This window comes from Niabella hirudinis, assembly GCF_051201075.1.
GTDB classification, from domain to species: Bacteria; Bacteroidota; Bacteroidia; order Chitinophagales; family Chitinophagaceae; genus Niabella; species Niabella hirudinis.
The window spans coordinates 288561-305427 of record NZ_JBPEHJ010000002.1 but is presented as its reverse complement, the minus strand read 5'-3'; the positions used below and the strand labels follow the sequence as shown (position 1 = coordinate 305427).

Here is a 16867-nt window from a genome sequence, read left to right as displayed (position 1 = left end):
CTGGCTAATTCCCTTTAAGATCATCCAGGATGCTTTTCTGAGAAGCAATGATCCGGGATTGTTTCCGTTGTTCTTCCAGGTTCAGTTTCATTTTTTCGTCAAGCTTTTCGTATGCATCTTTCAGCGATTTTAGTTTTTCTTCTTCCGTAATTAGAAGGTCTTCCTGTTTTTTTATTTGAAAAACGGTATTGCTTTTCTTTACCATTGGTGCCAGGCTTTCCAGGAAGGACTTGCCGTTGGCTGCCAGTACCACCGCATCGCCGGCAATATTGTTGCCGCCCTCCATAATCATATAAAGAATGGTTTTCTCTTTTCCGGTTGTTCCGGATTGTACAGTTTTAAAGGTATAGTCCAGGACGGAGGGAGTGACTGAAGGGATTACGCTATTGTTATAGGAAATAAAACCCTTACTGGCACTGTATTTCAGACGAAGATCCGCCATTTTGGCCTTTAATGCATTTTCCACCACATTCAGGGGGTAGCTGTATTCCACTGCAAGCGCAGGTTGTTCTATTTTTTTATAACGGATCCTTCCTTCATAAGCTTTTTGTGCAAAAGAAGCAGCGCCGGTCAGGGTAAGCAAAGCCAAAATCAACGAAAACTTTTTCATGTTAATTTGTATTTTTATAGAATGATGTGCTGCGAAGGTAAAAAGATGTCATTCCAACCCCAAATTTTACCCGGTAATACCTTTAAGCAGCAGAACAACATATTTATTAACGAATACGAAGATCCATTGAGCGGCATTAAACAACTGGCAGGGCAAACGTTATGGTATGGTGTTCCTACTATAGTGAAAAGATTCCTGGGCTACCTCATGAATCTGGCACTCCCTTTAATTTTTGCCCAGCCGGCCTCCACTGCAGACCTGACCCAGATCTACGCCATCATTCCTTTTTTAAACGTGTTGTTCACCTATGGGCTGGAGACGGCTTATTTCCGGTTCTCACAGACGGTGGATCGAAAGAAGCTGTACAATACCCTCTCCATTTCGCTGCTGGTCTCCACGGTTTTATTTACGGGACTCCTGTTTACCTTTAAGCATAAAATAGTGGTGTGGGCAAGCCTGGAGGAAAGCCCCTGGTTTGTCAACTACATGGCGGCCATTATTTTCTTTGATGCCATTGCTACGCTTGCTTTTGCAAAACTGCGACAGGAAAACAGGCCGCGACGTTATGCATTTGCCTGTATTTCGGGAGTGTTTACCATGATGGTGATCGTCATTCTTTTCCTGGCAGTCATTCCCCAATACCTCCATAGTCATCCACACAGTGTACTGAATGCCATTTATAATAAAAAAATCGGCATTGGGTATTACCTCATCGGAAACCTGGCGGGCAGTATTGTTACGTTTCTGGTGCTGCAAAAAGAATTTCTCCGGATCCGCTTCCATTTTGATAAAAAGTTGTGGCGGGAGGTAATGAAGTATGCATTGCCACTGATCATTGTGGGGATGGGCGGCATGGTAAATGATATGATGAGCCGCCTCATTTACCAGCATGTGGTAGATCTGCCGCCGGCACAGGCAAAACATGAGCTGGGTATTTTTGGTAATATCTTCCGGCTGGCGGTCATGATCACTATTATGATCCAGGCATTCCGCATGGCCGCTGAGCCGTTTTTCTTTAACCAGTCAAAAGGCGAAAATGCGCAAAGGACCTATGCCAGGATCATGAAATTTTTTGTAGTCGCCTGTTGTTTTATGTTTTTGACGATCAGCCTTTACATTGATGTGGTGAGCTGGTTCTTTAAGGCTATTCACCGCGAAAGCTGGGCACAGGGGCTGAATGTAGTACCCGTACTGGCGTTAGGGAATATCTTTCTCGGAATTTATTATAACCTCAGTATCTGGTACAAATTAACAAACAGGAATATGACAGGAGCAGGCATCACTATTATCGGGGCTGTTATAACCATTGTTTTGAATGTATGGCTTATTCCAAAATATCATTACCTGGGTGCTGCCATTGCCACATTTGCCTGTTATTTGTCAATGATGATCATCAGTTATATGCTGGGGCAAAAATATTACCCGGTGCCTTATGCACGCAAAAAGCTACTGGCATATCTTATTATTGTAATCGTGTTATACGCAGCGCACAGGGGCATGGTTTGCCTGTGGGATAATCACTGGTTTAACCTGGGAACGGCAACCGTATTGTTAACCCTGTTTACTGTTTTTATCCTGAAAGTAGAGCGGAAAGAATTCCGGAGGCTGCCTGTTATAGGAAAATACATCGATTAGGAAATAGCCGACCTCATCTTTCGGGAAAAACGGGAGATACTACCATTTATATTAAGGATGGTACTGATCAATTGGCTATAAAAAGCTTCCCCCACTCACTAATGGGGCACAAATTTATCGTGGACGAAGTATAGCAGAAGAGCAGTACATTTGTTGACTAATACAAAGATCCATTGAGCGGCATTAAACAACTGGCAGGACAAACACTTTGGTACGGAGGTAGTTCTATAGTAGCAAAATTGATCAATTACCTGCTCACTCCATTGCTTACCGGTTTGCTAACCATAGCAGACTATGGAGAAATGAGTATGGTGTACTCCTTCATCCCGTTTATGAATATCATATTTACCTATGGTATGGAGACGGCCTTCTTCCGTTTTGCGCAACAGGATAATCGAAAGGATGTATACAATACCTCCAGTCTGTCACTCATTCTTACTACGGTTTTTTTCTCGGTTGTACTCATTCTCTTTCGATACCCGATTGCATCGCTTCTTAAGGTAGAGCACCATCCGGAGTATATTACCATTTCGGCGCTGATCATCGGCTTCGATGCATTGAGTACGATCCCCTTTTCTAAACTGAGATTAGATGGCCGGCCTAAAAAGTTTGCTTCCATTAAGATATTGGGCATCCTGGTAAACTTTATTTCGGTTTATGTATTGCTGGGTGTTGTGCCTGGTATTCTGGAAAAAGATCCGCACCACTGGCTCAAAACCTTCTACAATAAAGATTGGGCTGTTGGGTATGTCTTTGTGGCCAATCTTTTACAAAGCATTATTACTTTATTATTGCTCTCAAAAGAATTTCTTGGGTTTAAGCTGCATATCAGTAAAGAGTTGTGGAGGAAAATGCTGCTTTATGGAATGCCGCTGATCCTGGCTGGGTTTGCCGGTATGGTCAATGAAACTTTTGACCGTATTATGCTGGGTTGGTGGGCGCCGGCAGCCACCGAGCAGGCGGCCAAAGCCCAGGTGGGAATTTATTCGGCCTGCTATAAATTGTCGATCCTGATCACACTGGCGGTACAGGGATTCAGGATGGGGGCGGAACCCTTTTTCTTTAAACAATCTTCATCTGAAAATGCTACCCGGATCTATGCAAGAGTGATGAAATTTTTTGTGATCACGCTTTGCCTCATGTTCCTTGCGGTGATGCTTTATCTTGATATCTGGAAACATTTTATCCGCAATCCCAAAATGTGGGTAGGATTAAAAGTGGTGCCCATCCTGCTATTGGCCAATATGTTCGTGGGAATTTATTATAATCTCAGTATATGGTATAAGCTGGGAAACAAAACCATTGCCGGGGCTTATATTACTCTTATCGGGGCCCTGGTTACACTGGTGATCAACTATGTATTTATTCCGCGTTACAGTTATATAGCTTGTGCCTGGGCCACCTTCCTGGCTTATGGTACCATGATGGTGGTTTCCTATATATGGGGACAGAAAGAATACAGGGTTCCCTATGCATGGAAAAAACTATGTGCCTATATCATTATAGCGGTGATTTTGTCTTTTATACACCGGGGGATGGTAAGCAAAATTTCCGGCTCCTGGTTTAATTATGGATCGGCTACTGTATTACTGCTTCTGTACACCCTGTTTATACTCAGGGTTGAAAAAAAAGAATTTCAGCGACTGCCATTGATCGGAAAATTCCTCCGGTAATAAAGCGTTGGTAACCGCAGTGGTTGAAGGCGTTCTATTTGGAAGGTAGCAATTGCTTTTTTACAAAGGCTTCGGAAACTCCGGTAAAGGCAGCAATTTCAGAAACAGAAAACTTCCCTGTTGCCAGCAGGTTGTTTACTACCTGCTCTTTGCCTTTTTCAATGCCTTCTTTTCTTCCCTTTTCAATATAGATATCTAATGTGTTCATGATTGTTTTTCTTATCGGGTCTGGTAGCGAATTTAATATTTTTTATTTTTGTCAAAAGCAGTCTTATTTCAGGTAATCACAACATATTGTCCAACCCGATCGGTTATCTCAAAGGAGTAGGGCCACAACGGGCAGAGCTGCTGCAAAAGGAGCTGGGTATTTTCACCTTCGGCGACCTGTTGCAGCATTATCCGTTCCGCCATGTGGATAAAACCAAAGTGACACCCATTGATAGCATTACTCCCGGGGAAGAATATGTACAGGTAGCAGGTATCCTGTCACCCTTTGAGTTGATCGGCGAACGGCGGGGGAGGCGTCTTACAGCCCAGATAAGGGATAAAACCGGGGTTTTGGAACTGGTATGGTTTCAAAGTATCAGTCTCATCCAAAAGGTGATTCAGCCCGGCCAGCCCTACCTGGTGTACGGAAAAGTTTCCTTTTTTATGGGGAAGCCGCAGATCGTGCATCCGGAAATGGAAACCTGGGATCCGGAAAAGCTAAAGGGAAAAGATTACCTGGAGCCTGTATATCCCTCCACCGAAAAGCTCAAGGCAAAAAACCTGGGTGGACGGCAGATCGGGAAACTGACAGCGGCACTTATCGTACATCTTACGGAGCGGGACCTTCCGGAAAACCTGCCTTTGAAAATGCGGGAGGCCCTGCGGCTGATGCCCCGGTTTGAGGCGTTCCGGAACATCCATTTCCCTCAGACTACAGCCTTGTATGAAGCAGCGGTGCGCCGGCTGAAATTTGAGGAGATCTTCTTTGCCCAGCTCCGGATGAATTTACTGCGATGGGAACGACACCGGTTTTCAAAGGGAGTGCTATTTGAAAAAGTGGGCGACCTGTTTAATCGGTTTTATAAAGAGTGTCTGCCTTTTGAGCTAACAAATGCGCAAAAGCGGGTGCTAAAGGAGATCCGCATCGATACCGGCCGGGGTAAACAAATGAACCGCCTGCTGCAGGGTGATGTAGGCAGTGGTAAAACCATCGTGGCCCTGCTCAACATGCTGCTGGCGGTGGACAATGGGTACCAGGCAGTGCTGATGGCCCCTACAGAGATCCTGGCGCGTCAGCATTTTCAGGGCATCAGCGAATTACTGGAACCCCTGCCAGTGGAGGTAGCCATTTTAACCGGTACCACCAGGGCAAAAGAACGCCGGCTGCTATTGGAGCGGCTTGCAGCCGGGGAAATTCATATCCTTGTGGGCACCCACGCCGTGATCGAAGATCCGGTGCAATTTCATAACCTGGGCCTGGTGATTATCGATGAACAGCACCGCTTTGGCGTGGCCCAGCGGGCAAGGCTCTGGGATAAGGCACCCATTCCGCCACATGTGCTGGTGATGACCGCTACTCCCATTCCCCGTACGCTGGCCATGACGGCCTATGGCGACCTGGATTACAGCGTCATTGATGAATTGCCGCCCGGGCGGAAGCCGATACAGACAGTGCACCGGTATGAAAATGACCGCAGCGTGGTAATGGATTTTCTGAAGGCAGAGATCGCCCTGGGTCGGCAGATCTACATCATTTTTCCCCTGATTGAAGAAAGCGAAAAACTGGATTACGAAAACCTGATGCAGGGTTATGACGAGATAAAGACCTATTTTCCCGAACCGCAGTACTGGATCAGTATGGTGCATGGAAAAATGCCGGCCCATCAGAAAGACGAAAATATGCGAAGGTTTGTAACGCACAACACCCAGATCATGGTGTCAACCACCGTGATTGAGGTGGGGGTGAATGTGCCCAATGCTTCGGTAATGCTGATCGAAAGCTCAGAAAAATTCGGGTTATCGCAGTTGCACCAGCTGCGGGGCCGGGTTGGCAGAGGCGCTGAAAAAAGCTACTGTATTCTGCTTACCGGTAAAAAACTGGGAAATGAGGCCCGGGAACGGATGAAGATCATGACCGCAACCAGCAACGGCTTTGTTATTGCCGAAAAAGACCTGGAGCTGCGGGGACCGGGAGAAATCGAAGGCACCCGGCAAAGCGGTGCCCTGAGCTTTAAATTGGTGGACATCGTCAACGACCGGGCAATGGTGGAAGCCGCAAAACAACAGTGTGAGCAGCTTTTGAAGGAAGATCCCGACCTCTCATTGCCAGAACATGAGGTCCTAAGAGCATTTCTGCGTTCACAGAAAGGAAAAACGGCGTGGAGCAAGATTTCTTAAAGCTATCAATCGTTAGTGTAATCCGTCACTAACAGTTGAGCGCTATATCATTTTTTCCTTTCCCAAATTTCCCCGAATTTTACGCCTCCTAAATTTATAGACTGTTTGTAAAAAAGAATAATGGCAGACAAAAAGATCACGGCGGAGCATATTGAGGCGTTTAAGCAGATCGTTGGAGCCGCCCACGTAATTGTAGATACAGAATCACTGGAATTTTATGCGCATGATGAAACCGAAACCCTTCATTTTGTGCCGGAAGTAGTGGTAAAGCCCGGAAGCACAGCAGAAGTTTCGGAATTGTTTAAGATCTGCAACCGGGACCTGATCCCTGTTACCCCGCGGGGTGGCGGCACAGGGTTGAGTGGTGGCGCCCTGGCTCATTTAGGAGGCGTGGTACTTTCAACAGAGCGTTTGAACAGGATCCTGGACATTGATGAACGGAACCTGCAGGTAACCACAGAACCGGGAGTGATCACGGAAGTGCTGCAAAATGCGGTAAAAGAAAAAGGGCTGTTTTACCCCCCGGACCCCAGTAGTCGCGGAACCTGTTTTATTGGTGGCAATATTGCAGAGAACAGCGGCGGCCCCAAAGCTGTGAAATATGGAGTGGTAAAAGATTATGTGCTCAACCTGGAGGCCGTGCTGCCCACCGGGGAAATAATATGGACCGGTGCTAATGTGTTGAAAAACGTGACCGGTTACAACTTCACACAATTGCTGGTGGGCAGTGAGGGAACACTGGCGGTGGTTACAAAAATTGTGTTGAAACTGATCCCCCTGCCTAAGTATGACCTACTGATGCTGGCTCCTTTTGCCTCTCTTGAAAAAGCAAGTGAAGCTGTAAGTGCTATTTTCAGGGCCGGATTTAACCCCAGCGCACTGGAATTGGTGGAGATAGACGCCCTGAAGATTGTAAGCCGGATGGTAGACAGCTATGCCGTGCCGGTGAATGACGAAATAGCTGCCCACCTTATTGTAGAAGTAGACGGAAATAACCAGGATGTCTTGATGCAGGAAATGGAACAGATTGCCGTGTTGCTGGAGCAATATGAGGCTGGTGAGCTTTTCTTTGCAGATGATGCCCAGCAAAAAGATGAGTTGTGGAAACTGCGCCGGAGGACTGCTGAAGCCGTTAAATCATCGGGGTACACCATTGAGGAAGATACGGTGGTGCCACGCGCGGAGCTTCCAAAGCTGATCAAAGGTGTAAAGGAACTGGGACAGAAGCATCATTTTCATGCGGTTTGCTATGGACACGCCGGTGATGGCAACCTGCATGTACGCATAAAAAAAGAAGGCAATAAAAACAGTTTTAATGATCCGGAAATGAATGCGGCATTGCGGGAACTATTTCAACTGGTAAAAAGCCTGGGCGGAACCATCAGCGGCGAACATGGTATCGGACTGATTCAGAAATCCTATATGGATATTGTATTTGAAGAACGCCAGATCCAGCTGATGCGCGACATTAAAAAAGCATTTGATCCCAATAATATTTTAAACGCCGGAAAAATCTTTGATGCGCAGGCATAATGGGCTACCCGCGCCAAAAAACATTAAAAAAAACGCATGAAATAAACCATAAAAATTATTGAGTAATTGATACCCAAAACGATGATAATTTTTATGTCGAATTCCATCTGACCAATAAAAATCAAAAAAACAGACAGATGAAAAAAATATTTTGCATCGCCTCGGCGCTCCTGCTAATCATCGCCTCCCGGGCGCAGGACGAACCGGTTAAAGTGCGGAATGCCAATGAAGATCAGCCCGAAGAAAAGGGATTTAAGAAAGAAAATCTTTTTACAGGAGGTGGTGTAACGGCTTCTTTTTATTCCGGTGGGAGCGTGCTGGGGGTAAGCCCGGTACTGGGATATAAAATTAACGATTATTTTGACGGGGGCGTGGTGCTGAACTATGTATTCAATGGCACAAGAGATTACTATGAACCCAATGATAAGTACCGCCAACACGTTTGGGGGCCAGGTGCATTTGTCCGGGCCTATCCGATTCCTTTTTTATTTTTGCAGGCGCAGTTTGAACAGAACTTTACGAACCAAAAGTATACTCCCAAACCGGAGAGCAATATGTATGCCCCAGGCTCGTTTTCAGCCAATGCCCCCTCTCTTTTGCTGGGAGGAGGCTACTCTACTGGAAGAATTAAGGGAGGCACTACCTTTTTCTACCTGTCTATTTTGGCAGATGTATTGAAGAATCGCAATAGTCCTTATGTGGATGTTGTATATCCCAATACCGCTGACGAACGGGTACGGATATTACCGGTAATACGCGCCGGTGTTAATGTGGGCTTGTTTCAGGGCCGCTACGGCCGGTATTAAGAGAAGTTCCAGGTTTTGATGTTTCAAGTTCGATTAAAATGTTTTCATACCTGGTGACCGGTTGTACAATGAGTTTTAATGGTTGTGCGGTTGGTTTAAAGGCTGAATGCGATAGTTGTTCAAATCAACTTCTCCCGTTTCAGGAAATAGAAAAAGGATCCTGATCCGGGGGAGGAGCATGGGCAGCTGCCGGATCTTCATTTTCAAATTTCCACGCGTTCTCATTTGACGGTCTTCGGGATTTTGGGCTCAAATCTCAAACCTCAACTATTCTTCTTTCCGGTGCGTATGTTCACCGGTGTAGACGTTCTCCAGCCGGTGCTCTTCTGCTGATTTTGCTACAACAGGATCCTGGTGCAGGTTTTGGATGGAGTCTTTATTTTCAACCTCCACGTGCTCTACCCAAACGGCATATTGACTGGGGTAGATGTTCATGCCGTTGTGGATGGCATAAACCCGGGTAAATACCGCGCCAATATAAAGTATAATAGCAGAGTAGTATACCCACAGCAGAATAACAATTACAGAGCCGGCCGCACCGTATGCTGATGTCATTTTATTATGCCCCAGATAGTAACTGATCAGAAACTTACCCGCCATGAAAAGAAGCGTGGTTACAAAAGCGCCGGCTCTTACCGCCCGCCATTTTATTTTTGCATCCGGCAATACTTTAAAGATCATACCGAATAGAACAGAGGTGATCAAAAACGTGATGGCCAGGTTGGAGATATAAGCCACTACCCGCTGTGAATCGGGGATAATGCGTGTAAGCTGGCTGGTAAGCAGCTCCATCAGCCCGTTAATCATCAGGGATACCAGTAGAAGAAAGCCCAGCGTTACCACAACAGAAAAGGACATCAAACGGTCTAATAATAATTTTAACCATCCCTTTCCTTTTTTTGGGCGGGCTTTTAAACGCCAGATCATATTAATGGAGTCCTGAATTTCTGCGAAGACCCCCGTAGCTCCAAATACCAGGGTAAGGATCCCGATTACTTTTGCAAAGGTTTTGTTCGGGAAGCGTGCGGCGTTATCAATGGTTTGCCATATCTGGTCTGCATAGGGTTTCCCGATAAAACCTTCGATCTGGATGTGCAGGCTGTTCTTTACATCGGCATGGGCACTATGGCTTAACAAGGCATCGGCAAAAAAACTATCGCCGATCCAGATGATTACGATCAGCAGCCCTGGAAGAGAAAAGATTGTGTAATAAGCCAGGGCCGCGCTTAATTTAAAAACACGGTTGGTAAAGGTTTCTTCAAGGGTTTGCCTGATAATGGTCCAGGTCGATTTTAACGCCATTCGCTACAATTTTTTGTTGTTCAAATGTCTGTCGGCATCTCTGATATTCTTTTTTTCAAAATTTTTTTCCAGCGCTTTTGTCAGATCGGTGCCGGTCTGGTTGGCCAGGCAGATCAGTACCCATAATACATCAGCCATTTCATCGGTCATCAGTTCCCGGGCATTTTTTTCGTCCGCTGCTTTCCGGTACGACTGGTCGCCGTAGATCCGGGCTATATGGCGCGAAAGTTCTCCCAGTTCTTCTGTAAGAATGGCCATATTGGTAAGCTCGCTGAAATAGCGGACACCTACGGTTTGGATCCAGTGATCCACGGTGCGTTGTGCTTCATCTATTGTCATATTGATCCTATTCTTTATTTTTTGAGTCAATGATAATGGTAACCGGCCCATCGTTAATAAGCTGCACCTTCATGTCGGCTCCAAAAACACCGGTTTTAATGGTTGTTCCAAGATCGCTTTCCAGTTGCCGGATCATTTTTTCGTAAAGGGGGATGGCTATATCGGGCTTGCTGGCCCTGATATAGGATGGGCGATTGCCCTTTTTTGTGGATGCGTGCAGGGTAAACTGGCTTACCAGCAGTAGCGCACCCTTCACATCTTTTACAGACTGGTTCATTACCCCTTCTTCATCATCAAAGATCCTCAGTTGGGTAATTTTTGAACTCAGCCAGCTAATGTCATCGGCAGTATCTGCATCCTCAATACCCAGCAGCACCAGCAATCCCTTTTCAATTGCTGAAAAAATAGTGCCATCAATGCGTACGCGTGCTTCCAATACTCTTTGAATCACAACTTTCATATTCCTGGTTCTTCCTTCAAAAATAGGAATACAAAAGATGAATCCGGGCTAATTTATAATTATACAGTAGTTTTATCAGCGATAAGATAAAGAAAATGGACGTTTCAAAAGAGCTGTTATTCCAGGCAACCAGGAGTGGGGGAAAAGGCGGACAAAATGTAAATAAGGTGGAAACGGCGGTGATCGCATCGTTTCATGTTCAAAGTTCTGTGCTGCTTTCTGAAGACCAGAAGGAGATGGTGTTGGCTAAGCTGGCCAACCGGATTCAGTCGGAGGGTTACCTTCAGGTAAAATCACAGGAGCACCGGACACAACTGGAGAACAAAGCAGCTGCCGTTCAAAAGATCAATGAGCTGATTACGGTTGCGCTTCGCAAAAAGAAAGCACGTATTGCTACAAAAATATCAAAGGCCGCGGTAGCCCGGCGGATTGACAACAAAAAACGAAAAGGCGAGCTTAAGTCTGGCCGCAAAAAACTGCGGCGGGATGAGTATTAGAGTTTTAGCGGTTTTTAGTTCATCTTCTTTTTCATACCGGCAACCTCCTGCTGCAGGTCGGCAACAATATTGACCAGCTGACCCACATTCCAGCTTTGCATGGTATTGGTTTTAGAAATGATAAACTGGGCCTCCCACATTTCCAATACATCTTCAGAGCTTATGGAGTAAGGCTGGAAGGTTGGGTTATCGCTTAACAGCATCAGTTTGTTCCTGGTTTTTCCATTCCGCTGGATGCGTTTATAAACGATGCCATCGTTTTTGGATACTACGATGCAGGCGGTGTTGTTCCTTACATGATCCAGCGCTTCTACTTTTTCACCTACAATGATGGAACCGCTTGGCGTAGGTAGCATCGAATCCCCGGCAATTTCAAAAGCCCGGTAATTACCACCCGATACCATTGGAAGGGTAAAAGTGTTCAGCTCATCAATAAACTCATGGTCGGCATAGCCATTCAGGTAACCTGCTGCGGCTTTTACAGGCACAAATGGAATCCGGGCCGAAGTATCGGACATCTTCAGGGCGCGCCGCCGGGCCAGGTAATTATCGGTGTGTTCACTCAGATCCTTTCGTAAAAGATCATCCAGTGTTAATTTGAAAAGATCACAGACTACCTCCAATACTTCCAGCCTGGGCTCTGCCCGTCCCTCTTCATAAGCGCCCAGCAGGGATCGTTTGATGTTGAGTTTGCCGGCAAACTCATCCTGCGTCAACCCCCTGAGCTTTCTCAGGTACTTCAGATTTTTATTGGCAATTGACATGGCTAATTATTTTAGTGCAAAATACTAAATATTTTGACAAAATAAAAATTTTTTTTTCGCCCATTGCCTTTATCTTTGAATCAACACAATGTTAATCTGTAATCATCTGCAAGCCCTATGCTCCTTTTGCCTATCATCCTGATCGCCCTTGCCGCAGGAACACTTGTTTTTCTTTTACTGAACCGGCCGCATAAAGCCGCAGATCAAAAAGCTGCAACAGAACAGGCCCGTGTAAATCTGGCTCAGGTCCGGACCGTATATGAGGGGCTCGAGCATCGTCTTTTTGATATCATCGGTAAACAGATCGGTAAAAAGTATATCATGGAGATCCGGGAAGGGGAAATAACGGTGGGCATGCCTGCTGAACTGTTATTAATGGCCTGGGGGCATCCTGCGGCAATAATGGAACAGGCGGGCGATGGCGAACCGGAGGCCATCTGGATCTATCCTCATGAAAACAGTGGAACGGGGAAAAACAATATGGAAGTGCAGATTTCTGATAACAAAGTACAGGGCTGGAAAGACAACTGATATGGCAGGAACATTAAAAAATTTTTATGAAATGCTGGGTGTGCCGCGCTCGGCAACAGACGAACAGATCAAGACGGCATACCGGAAACTGATCCTGAAATTTCATCCCGATAAAAATGTAGGGGATGTATATTTTGAGGATTGGTCAAAAAAAATTATTGAAGCTTTTGAAGTGTTGAGCAACCCGCAGCTGCGCGCGGAATATGACCAGGTTTATGACGAGCACCGGCAGGCGGCAAAAAGAAGTTTTCGGGAGCCGGCAACAGCCGAAACTGCTGCGGGGGAACCCGCGGAGGCAGCAACACAGGGAGAGGCGTCCGCAGCAGATCCTGCCCCCGAAAACCCCGAAGAAGATACCCATGCCTCCGCCCTGGTCCTGATCCGGGAAGAACTGCCTGCTTATATTGTAGCAAAACAGGATTATCTTAAAGCGGAGAAGGCCTGTAAACTAATGGCGCCGCAAGATCCTGTAAAAAAAAGTTACCGGACGCCGCTGATGGCCCTTTGCCTGCTGGTGATCGCCGCTTCGGTGATTTGGATCGCTGCCGGTTCGTCAAAAGAGAAGGTAGCCGCAGTTCCGGAGGGTACGGTAAACGACATTACCGGAGAATTTATTGTAGCTGCAGACAGGGCTTACTTTTACAAAGATCCGCAGAACCAGGTGCGCACCAATGAATACCTCACAAAGGGGAATAAGATCCAGGTGTCTAAAAAATACAGGAGCTTCTACTATGCTGTGTTTCAAAGCATAGCGAACCCAGATTATAAGCTTTCCGGTTGGATAAGAGCGGATGAGCTACAGTCTTATAATGAATAGAACTTATTTGTTTCAGTTTGACTGAAGGGATTACCGGAACCGGTGATTTTTTAAAAACCTTGGACAAAACTGGGAAAGTATAAAAAAAAAAATCATATTTGCTTCAGGAAGAGGAAGCTCTGCCGCGTGTTTACCTATCAAGAAAATATCTTTTGAGCCTGGCAAATCGCAATATCTAAATCACAAGTCACTACCATCCATCTGATGTCGGGCATGTTACACCAGTATTATCAATTACCCCTGGAACTGGGGAAGATTGTGGGCAAAAAGGAAATGAAAAAATGCGCACTCAAGGAGTCTATTGCGCATCATTTGCACCTGATGCTGACAACTGCCTTTGGCGAGCTGCTGAGTGATGAACAGTTTGGGAACAGGTTGTGGGAGGAGGATTTTGACAACGTATCGTACCGGAACAAGCAGAAGGAAAAAATATTGCTTTCGCTGGGTACCACCATTGCCCGGTTCGAAAAGAGGATCGAGAAGGTCCGGATCGAAATGCAGGTGCAGCAGGAAGAAACACCTTTCGGCGTCAGGGATCCGGGTATGAAAAGAAAGTTAGCGTTTACCATTACAGCGGTCATTACGGCAACCAATGAACCGATAACCTACCGGGACGGATTCTTCATCAGCCCGCTGGCATATAATTAAACCGAACAGATGAACGAAAGCAGGGAACATATCCGAAACAGGATGCTGCAAAATGCAGCGAAAATCTGGGGCTATCCCGAAACGGAGGAGGCATCAAATTTTGATCCGCTGGTAGGATTGCTCTTATCGGTGAACGCTGCGGAACTGGAGCGGCTCTCCAATGAGATCTATCACTCGCGCAACCGGGTAATGGACCGGATTGTGCAACTGCTGGCGCCGGATGTATTAACCGGCCCCAGGCTGGCCTCCGCTATTCTGAACGCCAACAGTATTGAGGAGCGTGCCACCCTGTCTGTGAAAGAACAATTCTTCATTACCCGGAGTACCCCGAACAGCAGTGAAGAGGCTCCCAAAAGCACCGATATCTTTTTTACACCCACCGATAATTTTATCATTAATAAGTCGCGTGTGCGGTACGCTGCTACCGGAAATAAACTCTACCGGTACCCCGGAGGAGTTACCAAGGAGCTGATCGGGCTGGCTGAAGAGCAGCAATGGCTGCCGGCGTCTACGCTCTGGATTGCCCTGGATCAGCAGCAGCTGGATCTGAACCATACGCAGTTTTATTTCCAATACCGGAGCGAGGTTAATAAAAACGTATTTTACAACCAGCTGAAAAGTGCCGGCTGGGCGGTGAACGGGCAACACCCCATTCATACGCAGCGGGGTTATAATGTAGCCGCCAACACCAACCCCGACTGGTATGCCGCGCAGCTGATCCGGCAGGAGGCCAGTGCCACATCCCGCTATATTAAATTGGTGAACGAACTGTATGAAGAAGCCTTTATCAGTATTAAAGATCCCGCAATGCAGCAGTACACTGTCGCGGAAAAAGGGATCCCGGCCGAATTGAACGAAGTATTTGCCGGCAAAACACTCCAGGCGGTGCGTGAACCGCTCTGCTGGATCCGGATCATCTTCCCCGAAAATATTACCAGCTCCATGCTGGAAGATGTAAGCGTATTTGCCAACTGTTTTCCTGTGGTGAACCGGAGGCTGCATGAGATCACCTACCGCATCCAGGAAATGATCAATGTAATTCCCCTGCTTACAGATGCCGATCAGTTTTACGATCTGGCGGAGATCACCGATGAAAGCGGCCGTTTTTTGCACATCCGTCAGAACACCGAAGAAGAGCATCAGAAGATTAATGTCCTTTTGCGCAACGGAGGCGCCGGCCGTTTTGATGAACGCGATGCCACTGTTGTGGTGGAAAACCTGGTGCAGTTGCTCAGGGATGAAAGCGCCGCTTTTTCAAAACTGGGCAAAGACCTCATTTCGCAGGAGATCAAAAGCCTGCAACAATCCATCGCAAAAATTGAACAGCTGGTAGGAGATACAACTTCCAACCAGTCTGCATATACACCGTACCTGATGGTGCGCAATCCCAGGCAAACCAGCTCCAGGTTTTTATACATCCAGTACTGGAGCACCAATGGCTATGCGGCCAACGGCCTGCGGCCGGGTACCCGCATGCAACCTTACAAGACCGGGTCGGTCAATCACTCCTCCGTGTTTTTGCTCACCAATACGCAAAGCGGCAGGAACCGGTTAAACCAGGCAGATGCCGTGGTGGCATATAAATATGCGCTCCTGTCCAAGGATCGCATTATGAGCCGCAATGATATGGCGTTGTATTGCCGGCTATTCCTGGGAGCGGCGGTGGAGGCGGTAAATGTAGACAAAGGGTTTATGATTTCTGCAGAGACGACCAAGGGCTTTATGAAAACGATTGATGTCACGATTACCATAAAACGCAAGGCATTCATAGAGGCCCAGGAAAAAGGAGAAGTCGTGCAGTGGGAAAAAGAACTGGCGCTGGAGTTGGCCGAACGTTCCATGGCATTTATTCCTTATCGTGTATTCATTAAGGCGGTATCTGACAAATGAAAAAAGAAGAAAAAATATATTATTTGTCCAAATGGATGCAGGAGCGCGATGCCGATGTAAAAGCGGAAGTGCTGTTGAATCATGCACTGGATAACGGTTTCCCTCTGCAAGGCTATGTAACACATAACAACGGATACTTTTACAGGGACTTTGTAAAGGATATTTATCACACAGCTGTAATAGAAGATAACTGGTACCGGACTTTTGTGGAAATAGGATTGTCGCGGCCCGGCTTTTATGATATGCTGCCTGAAGCTTTGTTTCATCAGCCCGAAACCAGCGAATTTCGCGAGCGTGCCGGTGTGGCCGAGATGATTGACCGGTACAAGAAAAACCTTGCCAGGGAAAATGAAACCCGCAAATTCTTTCAGCCTTTTGAGAACGAGTTTTTTTACCAGCAGTTGATGCTGGAGCGGGAAGAGGTTAATTTGCTGGATGTTTTGAAAAGTAAGATACTGACAAAATATTTTCTTGATTTTTGGGATCTGCCTTCATCGCTTAAGCAGCATGAAGCGGCTTCATTTTTGCTGTTATTGCCCTATGCACACCAGATCAGCGGTGACCTGCCTGTGATGGAATCCTGTCTGAAGGCGCTTTTGAATGAGCCGGTACAGATCGTCCGGAAAGAAGCCGGGGTGATCCGGGTAGATGATGCCGGGGGATTGGGCAGTGGCGCAGGTTTGGGAGCACAGCCCCTGGGTGATTATATGGTTTGCGGATCGGAGTTTATGGAAGATTACCCCGTGCTGCAATATAAGATCGGCCCGTTGCAAAACGGCAAAGTGAGTGATTTTATTAATAATAAGGATAAGGACATCCTCATCCGGACCTTCAATGATTATTTTGCACCGGTGGAAGCGGATATAGAGATAGAGATCCTCGTTGAGCATCAAACAGAGGGCATGTCTTTTGATGCCGGCAGCGAAGTAATCCTGGGGTATTCATCGGTTATGTAAACGGTTTTTTAATTAAGGAAC

17 protein-coding genes are annotated in these 16867 nt (G+C 46.5%); 11 read left to right on the top strand and 6 right to left on the bottom strand.

The window, feature by feature from the left end:
- Positions 1-4 precede the first annotated feature (4 nt).
- Positions 5-610 carry a hypothetical protein gene (locus GGU45_RS04750; protein WP_435222485.1) on the bottom strand — a complete coding sequence of 202 codons (606 nt, stop codon included), beginning with the start codon at positions 608-610 and terminating at the stop codon, positions 5-7.
- 45 nt (positions 611-655) lie between these two features.
- Between GGU45_RS04750 and GGU45_RS04745 the strand changes: the two genes are divergently transcribed.
- The gene (locus GGU45_RS04745) at positions 656-2245 is read left to right on the top strand and encodes a lipopolysaccharide biosynthesis protein (protein WP_435222483.1); all 1590 of its coding nucleotides are present in this window, start codon (positions 656-658) and stop codon (positions 2243-2245) included.
- Positions 2246-2418: 173 nt separating this feature from the next.
- Positions 2419-3918: a lipopolysaccharide biosynthesis protein gene (locus GGU45_RS04740; RefSeq protein WP_435222481.1), complete on the top strand. Its 1500-nt coding sequence runs from the start codon at positions 2419-2421 to the stop codon at positions 3916-3918.
- 34 nt (positions 3919-3952) lie between these two features.
- Here GGU45_RS04740 and GGU45_RS04735 read toward each other — a convergent pair whose 3' ends face one another.
- Positions 3953-4126: a hypothetical protein gene (locus GGU45_RS04735; RefSeq protein WP_435222479.1), complete on the bottom strand. Its 174-nt coding sequence runs from the start codon at positions 4124-4126 to the stop codon at positions 3953-3955.
- Between the two features lie 86 nt (positions 4127-4212).
- Between GGU45_RS04735 and recG the strand changes: the two genes are divergently transcribed.
- From recG to GGU45_RS04720, 3 genes are all read left to right on the top strand, one after another.
- Positions 4213-6303: an ATP-dependent DNA helicase RecG gene (recG, locus tag GGU45_RS04730; protein WP_435222478.1), complete on the top strand. Its 2091-nt coding sequence runs from the start codon at positions 4213-4215 to the stop codon at positions 6301-6303.
- A 120-nt stretch (positions 6304-6423) separates the two neighbouring features.
- Positions 6424-7836 carry an FAD-binding oxidoreductase gene (locus tag GGU45_RS04725; RefSeq protein ID WP_435222476.1) on the top strand — a complete coding sequence of 471 codons (1413 nt, stop codon included), beginning with the start codon at positions 6424-6426 and terminating at the stop codon, positions 7834-7836.
- 137 nt (positions 7837-7973) lie between these two features.
- Entirely contained in the window at positions 7974-8642 is a 669-nt protein-coding gene (locus tag GGU45_RS04720; RefSeq protein WP_435222474.1) for a hypothetical protein, read from the top strand.
- A 267-nt stretch (positions 8643-8909) separates the two neighbouring features.
- Here GGU45_RS04720 and GGU45_RS04715 read toward each other — a convergent pair whose 3' ends face one another.
- Genes GGU45_RS04715 through dtd form a run of 3 tightly spaced genes read right to left on the bottom strand, consistent with a single transcriptional unit; the run spans position 8910 to position 10743 of the window.
- Positions 8910-9944 (bottom strand): YihY/virulence factor BrkB family protein, encoded by a 1035-nt coding sequence (locus GGU45_RS04715; protein ID WP_435222472.1) that lies wholly within the window; start codon positions 9942-9944, stop codon positions 8910-8912.
- A 3-nt stretch (positions 9945-9947) separates the two neighbouring features.
- Positions 9948-10283: a nucleotide pyrophosphohydrolase gene (locus GGU45_RS04710; protein ID WP_435222470.1), complete on the bottom strand. Its 336-nt coding sequence runs from the start codon at positions 10281-10283 to the stop codon at positions 9948-9950.
- A gap of 7 nt (positions 10284-10290) precedes the next feature.
- A complete protein-coding gene (gene dtd, locus GGU45_RS04705; protein ID WP_435222468.1) occupies positions 10291-10743 on the bottom strand; it encodes a D-aminoacyl-tRNA deacylase in 453 nt (150 codons plus the stop codon).
- 95 nt (positions 10744-10838) lie between these two features.
- Between dtd and arfB the strand changes: the two genes are divergently transcribed.
- On the top strand, positions 10839-11240 hold the full coding sequence (gene arfB, locus GGU45_RS04700) for an alternative ribosome rescue aminoacyl-tRNA hydrolase ArfB (RefSeq protein WP_435222467.1): 402 nt from the start codon (positions 10839-10841) through the stop codon (positions 11238-11240).
- A 14-nt stretch (positions 11241-11254) separates the two neighbouring features.
- Here arfB and GGU45_RS04695 read toward each other — a convergent pair whose 3' ends face one another.
- A complete protein-coding gene (locus GGU45_RS04695) occupies positions 11255-12004 on the bottom strand; it encodes an XRE family transcriptional regulator (protein ID WP_435222465.1) in 750 nt (249 codons plus the stop codon).
- Between the two features lie 117 nt (positions 12005-12121).
- Here GGU45_RS04695 and GGU45_RS04690 point away from each other — a divergent pair, with 117 nt between their 5' ends.
- The 5 genes from GGU45_RS04690 (at position 12122) to GGU45_RS04670 (ending at position 16846) form a co-directional block, all read left to right on the top strand.
- Entirely contained in the window at positions 12122-12535 is a 414-nt protein-coding gene (locus tag GGU45_RS04690; protein ID WP_435222463.1) for a hypothetical protein, read from the top strand.
- 1 nt (position 12536) lies between these two features.
- A complete protein-coding gene (locus tag GGU45_RS04685) occupies positions 12537-13352 on the top strand; it encodes a J domain-containing protein (protein ID WP_435222462.1) in 816 nt (271 codons plus the stop codon).
- 204 nt (positions 13353-13556) lie between these two features.
- The gene (locus GGU45_RS04680; RefSeq protein ID WP_435222461.1) at positions 13557-14000 is read left to right on the top strand and encodes a GPW/gp25 family protein; all 444 of its coding nucleotides are present in this window, start codon (positions 13557-13559) and stop codon (positions 13998-14000) included.
- Between the two features lie 9 nt (positions 14001-14009).
- Entirely contained in the window at positions 14010-15890 is a 1881-nt protein-coding gene (locus GGU45_RS04675) for a hypothetical protein (RefSeq protein ID WP_435222459.1), read from the top strand.
- Complete coding sequence (locus GGU45_RS04670) at positions 15887-16846, top strand: hypothetical protein (RefSeq protein WP_435222457.1); 960 nt, start codon at positions 15887-15889, stop codon at positions 16844-16846. The genes GGU45_RS04675 and GGU45_RS04670 overlap by 4 nt, the downstream gene beginning before the upstream one ends.
- Positions 16847-16867 lie beyond the last annotated feature (21 nt).